Origin of the sequence: Wenyingzhuangia fucanilytica, assembly GCF_001697185.1 — a bacterium.
Classification (GTDB): domain Bacteria; phylum Bacteroidota; class Bacteroidia; order Flavobacteriales; family Flavobacteriaceae; genus Wenyingzhuangia; species Wenyingzhuangia fucanilytica.
Map to the genome: position 1 here is coordinate 2,389,347 of NZ_CP014224.1, position 8,154 is coordinate 2,397,500.

Here is an 8,154-nt window from a genome sequence, read left to right on the forward strand (position 1 = left end):
AAGGGTTTGCAATATGCAAACCCTTTTTTAATTCAGTTTATACTCAAAACCTTCTTTGTCCAAATAATCAAACAATTCAGAATTTACATTTAATTTGTAAGTTCTTGAAGGCATTTCAATATCTATTTTATCTTTATCCGAAATTAAATTAAAACCAACTGTTTGTTTTGCTCCATCCCCTGTATAACCAGATAGCAACATTTCTAATTGTTCAATTCGTTCTTTTCTAATTTCATGTAACCTAAGTTTAAATGTAATCTTTTTACACTTTTTATCCATTACATCAGACAGTAAAGAAAAATCAGAAAACTTAATTCTTGGTTCCCCTAAACTACCATCTTTTTGCATCCATCCTTTTTGAATAGTTCCAGTTAAATATAAAAATGAATTTGGAACTAATAAATGTTGAAAACGCATATAATCTTCACCAAACAATCTAAACTCGTGTGAATCGCTATAATCTTCAATTATAAATGATCCCCATCCATTTCCGTTTTTTGCAATTCTATGCTCTGCACTAGTTAAAATTCCAGCAAAAGAAAAGTTCTTCCCTACATGATTTTTTAAATCATCTTTAAACATACTCACCCCACAATTGGTGAATTTCATTTCATTTCTATAATCATCTAAAGGATGTGCAGAAATGTATATCCCAACCATTTCTTTTTCCTTAGATAACAATTCCATAGTCCCCCAAGTTTCACAAGGAGGTACCTGTGGTTCTGGTAATTGTACATCAGAAGCTTCTCCAAAAAGAGAAACTTGAGAAGAGTTCATACTTTCTTGATAAGCATGACCAAATTTCATTGCTTTTTCTAAAAAAGTCATTCCTTTTTCATCAGTAGCAAAAAACTGTGCTCTATGAACATTTCCAAAAGAATCGAATCCTCCTGCCAAGGCCAAACCTTCGAATGCTTTTTTATTACAAGTCCTTAAATCTACACGTTTGGCTACATCAAAAATAGAAGTAAATGGCCCGTTTTCTTTTCTCTCTCTAATAATTCCATCAACAGCAATTCCTCCAACTCCTTTAATGGCAGCCATTCCAAAACGCACAGCTCCCTCATCATTTACAGAAAATTTAGCATAAGATTCGTTAACATCAGGTCCCAAAACAGTTAAGCCCATACGCTTACACTCTTCCATAAAAAAGGTTACTTGTTTGATATCATTCATGTTGTTAGACAACACAGACGCCATATATTCTGCAGGGTAATGAGCTTTTAAATATGCTGTTTGATAAGCAATCCAAGCATAACAGGTAGAGTGAGATTTGTTAAAGGCATAAGAGGCAAATGCTTCCCAGTCCTTCCATACCTTTTCTAATTTTACAGGATCGTACCCTTTTGCTGCAGCTTGTTCAATAAACAGAGGTTTCATTTTAGCCAGTACCGCAATCTGTTTTTTACCCATTGCTTTACGTAAGGTATCGGCTTGACCTTTGGTAAAGCCTGCCAAACTTTGAGAAAGTAACATTACCTGCTCTTGATAGACTGTAATTCCATAAGTCTCTGCCAAATACTCATCCATATCTGGTAAATCGTAAACAATTTCTTCTCGTCCGTGCTTACGATCAATAAAGTTTGGGATATATTCTAAAGGCCCCGGTCTATATAATGCGTTCATCGCAATTAAATCGGCAAAAACTGTCGGTTTTAATTCACGCATATATTTTTGCATCCCTGGAGATTCGTATTGGAAAATACCTACGGTTTCTCCTCTTTGGAACAATTCATATGTTTTTACATCGTCAATAGGAAAAGATTCTGGATCTAATTCTACTCCATGTCTAGCTTTTACAATTTTACATGCATGTTTTATCAATGTTAGGGTCTTCAGACCCAAGAAGTCCATTTTTAATAATCCAGCACTTTCTACTACCGAGTTATCAAACTGCGTTACATACATGTCTGAATCTTTTGCCAAAGACACAGGAACAAACTTGGTAATATCATCAGGAGTAATAATTACTCCACAAGCATGAATTCCAGTATTACGTACCGAACCTTCTAAAACCCTAGCTTTATTAACAGTTTCAGCTTCTAAACCAACACCATCAGAAATTCGTTTTAACTCATTTACCATTTCCATTTCTTCGGATCGTAGTTTAGATGACAGTTCTTTATCATCTAATCCAAAGATTTTTTTCAGCTTCATCCCAGGAATCAACTTGGCAATTCTATCTGCTTCAAACAATGGTAAATCTAAAACTCTGGCCGTATCTCTAATTGAAGATTTAGCCGCCATGGTACCATAAGTAATAATTTGTGCTACTTGATTGGCTCCATATTTTTTAATTACATAATCTATAACACTACCTCGACCTTCATCATCAAAATCAATATCAATATCGGGCATGGATACACGTTCCGGATTTAAAAATCTCTCAAAAAGTAAATCGTACTTAATAGGGTCAATATTTGTAATCCACAAACAATAAGCTGCAACAGAACCAGCTGCAGATCCACGACCAGGACCAACAGAAACGCCCATTTCTCTTGCTGCTCTAATAAAATCTTCTACAATTAAGAAATATCCTGGATATCCTGTTTTGGCAATTACATCTAACTCTAAGTCTAATCGTTCTTTAATTTCAGGAGTAATTTCTCCATATCTTTTCTTTGCTCCTTCATAAACTAAGTGTCCTAAAAAATTATTCTCTCCTCTTTTTCCACCATCTTCTAAATCTTTAGGATCTTTAAACTCTTCTGGAATATCAAAAGCAGGTAGTAATACATCACTTGCCAAAGTAAAGGGAGTAATTTTATCTACCAATTCTTGAATATTGCTAATTGCCTCAGGAATATCAACAAAAAGTTCCTTCATTTCTTCGGAGCTTTTAAAATAATATTGATCATTTGGCAAACCATAACGATATCCTCTTCCTCTTCCTATTGGAGTGGCTTGTTTTTCTCCATCTTTTACACACAACAAAATATCGTGTGCATTGGCATCTTCTTGATCTATGTAAAAAGTGTTGTTTGTAGCTACAACTTTTATATCGTGTTTTTTAGAAAACTCTAATAACACCTTATTTACAACATTTTCATCTTCTTGACCATGTCGCATAAGTTCTATATACAAGTCATCACCGAATTGTTCTTTCCACCAAATTAATGCATCTTCAGCTTGATTTTCTCCAACATTTAAAATTTTACTTGGAACTTCTCCATATAAATTTCCTGTTAAAACAATTACATCTTCTTTGTATTGCTCAATCACCTTTCTGTCAATCCTTGGCACATAATAAAATCCATCTACAAAGGCGGTAGAAGACATTTTTGCCAAATTTTGATATCCTTTTCGGTTTTTAGCAAGCATTACTACTTGATATCCATTATCTTTTTTTGTTTTATCTAAATGATTTTCACAAACAAAAAACTCACATCCTACAATAGGTACTAATTCTTTTTCATCAAAAGCCTCTCCTTTTTCTTCAGCTTCTGCCTTTCTACTCTTTACACCACTATTGTATCCAGCTACTGCATTGGTAAAGTGGAAAGCAGCCATCATGTTACCTGTATCTGTCATAGCAACTGCAGACATTTTATGTTTACCTGCATTGCTAACCAAAGCACCAATCTCTATAGTAGATTGTAAAATAGAATATTGTGTATGATTGTGAAGATGTGCAAAAGAAACTTCTTCTAATTTTGCTAAACTTTCTTTTACATTAACGCCTTTTCCTTTTGCTCCTGCTTGTTCAGATTGACGTTTTCTGATTTTATCACTTTCCTTTTTTAAGTTTAAGTGCTTTAATCCTATAACTTCAAAAGGCTTAGGGTTTACCGTTTTAAACTCTGTAAAATAAGAAGAATCTACATCTAACTGTTCCTTTGTAAAACCATCTTTTCTTATCAATTCAAAGAAACAACGTGTTGTAGCTTCTACATCGGCGGTTGCATTATGGGCTTCTCCAAAACCAACTCCAAACAAATAATTATGAAGTTCTGTTAAGGTTGGTAATTTAAACTTTCCTCCTCTACCTCCAGGAATTTGACACATGCTTGCTGTAACTTCTGTACAGGTATCTAAAATCCCCAACATATTTTTATCGTCCTCCGATAAATCATCAATAGCCATTGGTCTATTTTTGGGAACTTTTGAGGTAAAGTTATATTCTTCTAAGTCAAAACTATCAAACTCAAATGCTTTAAAATTAGGAGTTACACCAGCCCTGATAAATTCAGTCCCCATAATGTTAACATCAAACGTAACATTTTGCCCTACCAAAAATTTTGTTTTCCCTAAAACTTTATTGAAACGCTCTAAACTTTCTTGTAAAGAAATTCCTTGTTCTTGAGCCAATTCTGTAGAAATACCATGAATTTTTTCAGAATCAAACGGAATATTAAATCCGTCTGGTTGTACCATAAAATTATCGTGTTCTACCACACGTCCCATATCATCATGTAACTGCCAAGCTATTTGTATACACCTAGGCCAGTTTTCAACATCTGTCATTGGAGCCTTGTAGCTCTTTGGTAAACCTGTTGTTTCTGTATCAAAAATTAAGTACATCTAGTTTGTTTTGGGAAAGTTTAAAATTACAAAATATATCACGTAAAAAATTATTGATATCGTACCCAAACAAAATAGTTATCAACTTAAAATTATATTATATTTAATATAATCTGCATTGCAATGAATCATGAAAAAAATACTAGAAAACACACAATGGGATATCTTAATTATTGGAGGTGGCGCTACAGGAGTTGGAACTGCTATAGATGCTGCTTCTAGAGGATACAAAACTTTACTGGTAGAAAAAGAGGATTATGGAAAAGGGACTTCTAGTAAAAGTACTAAATTGGTTCACGGAGGTGTTCGTTATTTACAACAAGGAAACTTTTCGTTAGTCTTAGAAGCTTTAAAAGAACGTGCCATTTTAAAAAGAAATGCTCCACATATTGTACACGATTTAAAATTTGTAGTACCAACATATGATTGGTGGGAAAGTCCTTTTTATGGTATTGGTTTAAAATTATATGATTGGTTAGCTGGAAAAGAAGGTTTTGGAGATTCTGAATTGATTTCTAAAGAAGAAACTATTCAATTTATTCCCACAGTAACTCAAGAAGGTTTACGTGGCGGAGTAATTTATCACGATGGTCAATTTGATGATACTCGTTTACTCATTAACATGATGCAAACTGCCAAAGAACAAGGAGCTACAGTTTTAAATTATACTCAGTTTTTAGAGTTTACAAAAAATGATGGTGAATTGATTGACGGAGCTATTATTCAGAATATACATACCCTAGAAAAATATACAATTCGTGCTAAATCAGTCATCAATGCAACAGGTGTATTTTCTGATAGTATTAGACAAAAAGATCAAACAAATATTCATAAAATAATAACCAGTAGTCAAGGTGTTCACATTGTTTTAGACAAAGAGTTTCTTCCTGGAGATACTGCTATTATGATTCCACATACTGATGATGGTAGGGTTTTATTTGCAGTTCCTTGGCATGATAAAATCCTTATTGGAACAACTGATACTCCTGTAACTAAATATTCTTCTGAACCTTTAGCCAAAGAGCAAGAAATAGAATTTTTATTAACACATACTGCAAAGTACCTAACTAAAAATCCTACTAAAAAAGATGTCAAAAGTATTTTTGTAGGTTTACGACCTTTGGTAAAAAGTGGAAATGCAGAAGATACTGCGGAAATTTCTAGAGAACATGTTATAGAAGTTAGTAAGAGTGGATTGATAAGTATTGCTGGAGGTAAATGGACTACTTATAGAAAAATGGCTGAGGATGTTGTTGACAAAGCAACAATGGTCGCGATATTGCCTTTTGTTAAATCTGAAACCGAATTCTTAAATATTCATGGACATAGAAAATTAAAATCAGAAACCAATCCTTTGGCTATTTATGGAACTGATGAAAAACAAATAAAAAAGCTGTTTACTTCTAATCCTGAATTAAAAGAAAAAATTCACCCTAATCATCCTTATATAAAGGCACAAATTGTTTGGGCTGTACAGAATGAAGATGCTAAAACTATTGAAGATTTTTTAGCTAGAAGAATTCGTTTGTTATTTTTAGATGCCAAGGCGACCATAGAAGCATCTGAAATGGTTGCTAATATAATGTCTGTAGAGTTAAAACAAAGTAATGCTTGGATACAGAATCAAATATCAGAGTTTAAAAAACTAGCACAGCAATATTTATTGAAATAAAAAACTCGTAGAAATTCTACGAGTTTTAAAAAATATCTAAAATTATTCTGCTTTTTCAGCAGCTCTAATTTCCTTAGCTTTTTGCTTTGCTTCTTCGTTTCTTTCAATTTTATGATCTGGCCTTGTCCATTTAGGATTTTCTCCTAATGGTTTATATTCAGATTCTTCTGCAGAAACAGATTTAGGCTGAACCTTTTTGGTAAAAGGTTTCATGGCTTTTAATCCTAATTTTTCAAACAATTTCATATCCTCATTTACATCAGGATTTGGAGTTGTTAATAATTTATCTCCAGCAAAAATAGAATTAGCCCCAGCAAAGAAACAAAATGCTTGTCCTTCTTGACTCATTTGTGTTCTACCTGCTGATAATCTAACTTGTGTTTCTGGTAATACAATTCTAGTAGTTGCAACCATACGAATCATATCCCAAATTTCTACTGGTTTTTGATCTTCTAATGGTGTTCCTTCAACAGCAACTAAGGCATTAATCGGTGTAGATTCTGGTTGTGGATTCAAAGATGATAAAGCTACTAACATTCCTGCTCTATCTTCAACAGATTCTCCCATACCAATAATTCCTCCAGAACAAACTGTAACATTTGTTTTACGAACATTATCAATAGTATCTAATCTATCTTGATATCCTCTAGTAGAAATAACTTCTTTATAATATTCTTCTGAGGAATCTAAATTATGATTATAGGCATACAAACCTGCTTCAGCCAAACGTTTTGCTTGATTTTCTGTCACCATACCTAAAGTACAGCAAACTTCCATATCAAGTTTATTAATCGTCCTAACCATTTCTAAAACTTCATCAAACTCAGGACCATCCTTTACATTTCTCCATGATGCTCCCATACAAACTCTAGAAGAACCAGATGCTTTTGCTCTTAAAGCTTGTGCTTTTACTTGCTGTACTGGCATCAAATCATTTCCTTCAATATCTGTATGATAACGAGCTGCTTGTGGACAATATCCACAATCTTCTGAACAACCTCCTGTTTTTATAGATAATAAAGTTGATACTTGAACTTCATTTGCTTCGTGGTGTAACCTATGTATTGTTGCAGCTTCGTATAAAAGCTCCATTAATGGTTTATTATAAATCTCAAGGATTTCTTCCTTTGTCCAATTGTGTCTTACTTCACTCATAAGTTTCATTTATTGATTCGGTAAAAGTACTAAAAAATGCTTCTTTAAAACTAATTTCTCTTTAAAACAATACTCACGGCATTCCCGCCAAAGCCTACTGCATTAATCATAATACGTTCAATTTTTTTAGGTTGTTTTAAATCAGGTAAATATGGTATTCCTATAAACTCTTGTTTGTCTAACATCAACAAAGCCAACTCCATACTTAAAGAACCTGACGCTCCTAAAGTATGACCTATTTTCCATTTATTTGAGGTAATAGCCGGAATTTCATCAGTAAAAACTTTTTTTATAGCTTTTATTTCAGACAAATCTCCCTTAATAGTACCAGGTGCGTGCATCACAATAACATCAACATTACCGTTTAAGCCTTTTAAAGCCATTTTCATAGAATCCTGAAAACATTCTGCTTCATCTGTTATAGATATGTTATGCTTTAACTTTTCTGTAGCAAAACCAATAGACTCAATAAAAGCAACTGCGTTTTCTTTCATCCCTTTTTCTAAGCAAAAAATAGCAGCCCCCTCGCCTAAACACATAGTATTTCTGTTTTTATCTAAATCTAAAGCCTTACAAGGATATGCTCCATTATTATCTGCATAAATTTTAATAGCTTTCATTTGGGCAATAGTAAAAGCAGTATTGGGAGCCTCTGTTGCTCCTACCATAAACTTATCAGACATTCCTGAATTTATCCAAGCAATACCATTTAACACGGCATGTAAACCTGTGGAACAAGTAATAGAATGTGATATTGTTGGTCCTTTTGATTGTAAATCATCTGCAATCCAAGTAGATAAATTACC

The 8,154-nt window shown here is 33.3% G+C and carries 4 protein-coding genes (1 of these 4 cut by a window edge); 1 reads left to right on the forward strand and 3 read right to left on the reverse strand.

Going from position 1 to position 8,154, the window contains the following annotated elements:
• Positions 1-27 precede the first annotated feature (27 nt).
• Positions 28-4,521, reverse strand: a complete 4,494-nt coding sequence (gene dnaE / locus AXE80_RS09600; RefSeq protein ID WP_068826721.1) for a DNA polymerase III subunit alpha — start codon at positions 4,519-4,521, stop codon at positions 28-30.
• 130 nt (positions 4,522-4,651) lie between these two features.
• Between dnaE and AXE80_RS09605 the strand changes: the two genes are divergently transcribed.
• Positions 4,652-6,193 carry a glycerol-3-phosphate dehydrogenase/oxidase gene (locus AXE80_RS09605; protein ID WP_068826723.1) on the forward strand — a complete coding sequence of 514 codons (1,542 nt, stop codon included), beginning with the start codon at positions 4,652-4,654 and terminating at the stop codon, positions 6,191-6,193.
• Between the two features lie 42 nt (positions 6,194-6,235).
• Here the strand turns inward: AXE80_RS09605 and bioB are convergent, their stop codons facing one another.
• Positions 6,236-7,348 (reverse strand): biotin synthase BioB, encoded by a 1,113-nt coding sequence (bioB, locus tag AXE80_RS09610; protein WP_068826725.1) that lies wholly within the window; start codon positions 7,346-7,348, stop codon positions 6,236-6,238.
• A gap of 50 nt (positions 7,349-7,398) precedes the next feature.
• On the reverse strand, positions 7,399-8,154 hold the 3' portion of the coding sequence (locus AXE80_RS09615) for a beta-ketoacyl synthase N-terminal-like domain-containing protein (RefSeq protein WP_068826727.1). It continues 402 nt past the right edge of the window; 756 of the gene's 1,158 nt are visible here — the last part of the coding sequence; the start codon falls outside the window, past its right edge; it ends in the stop codon at positions 7,399-7,401.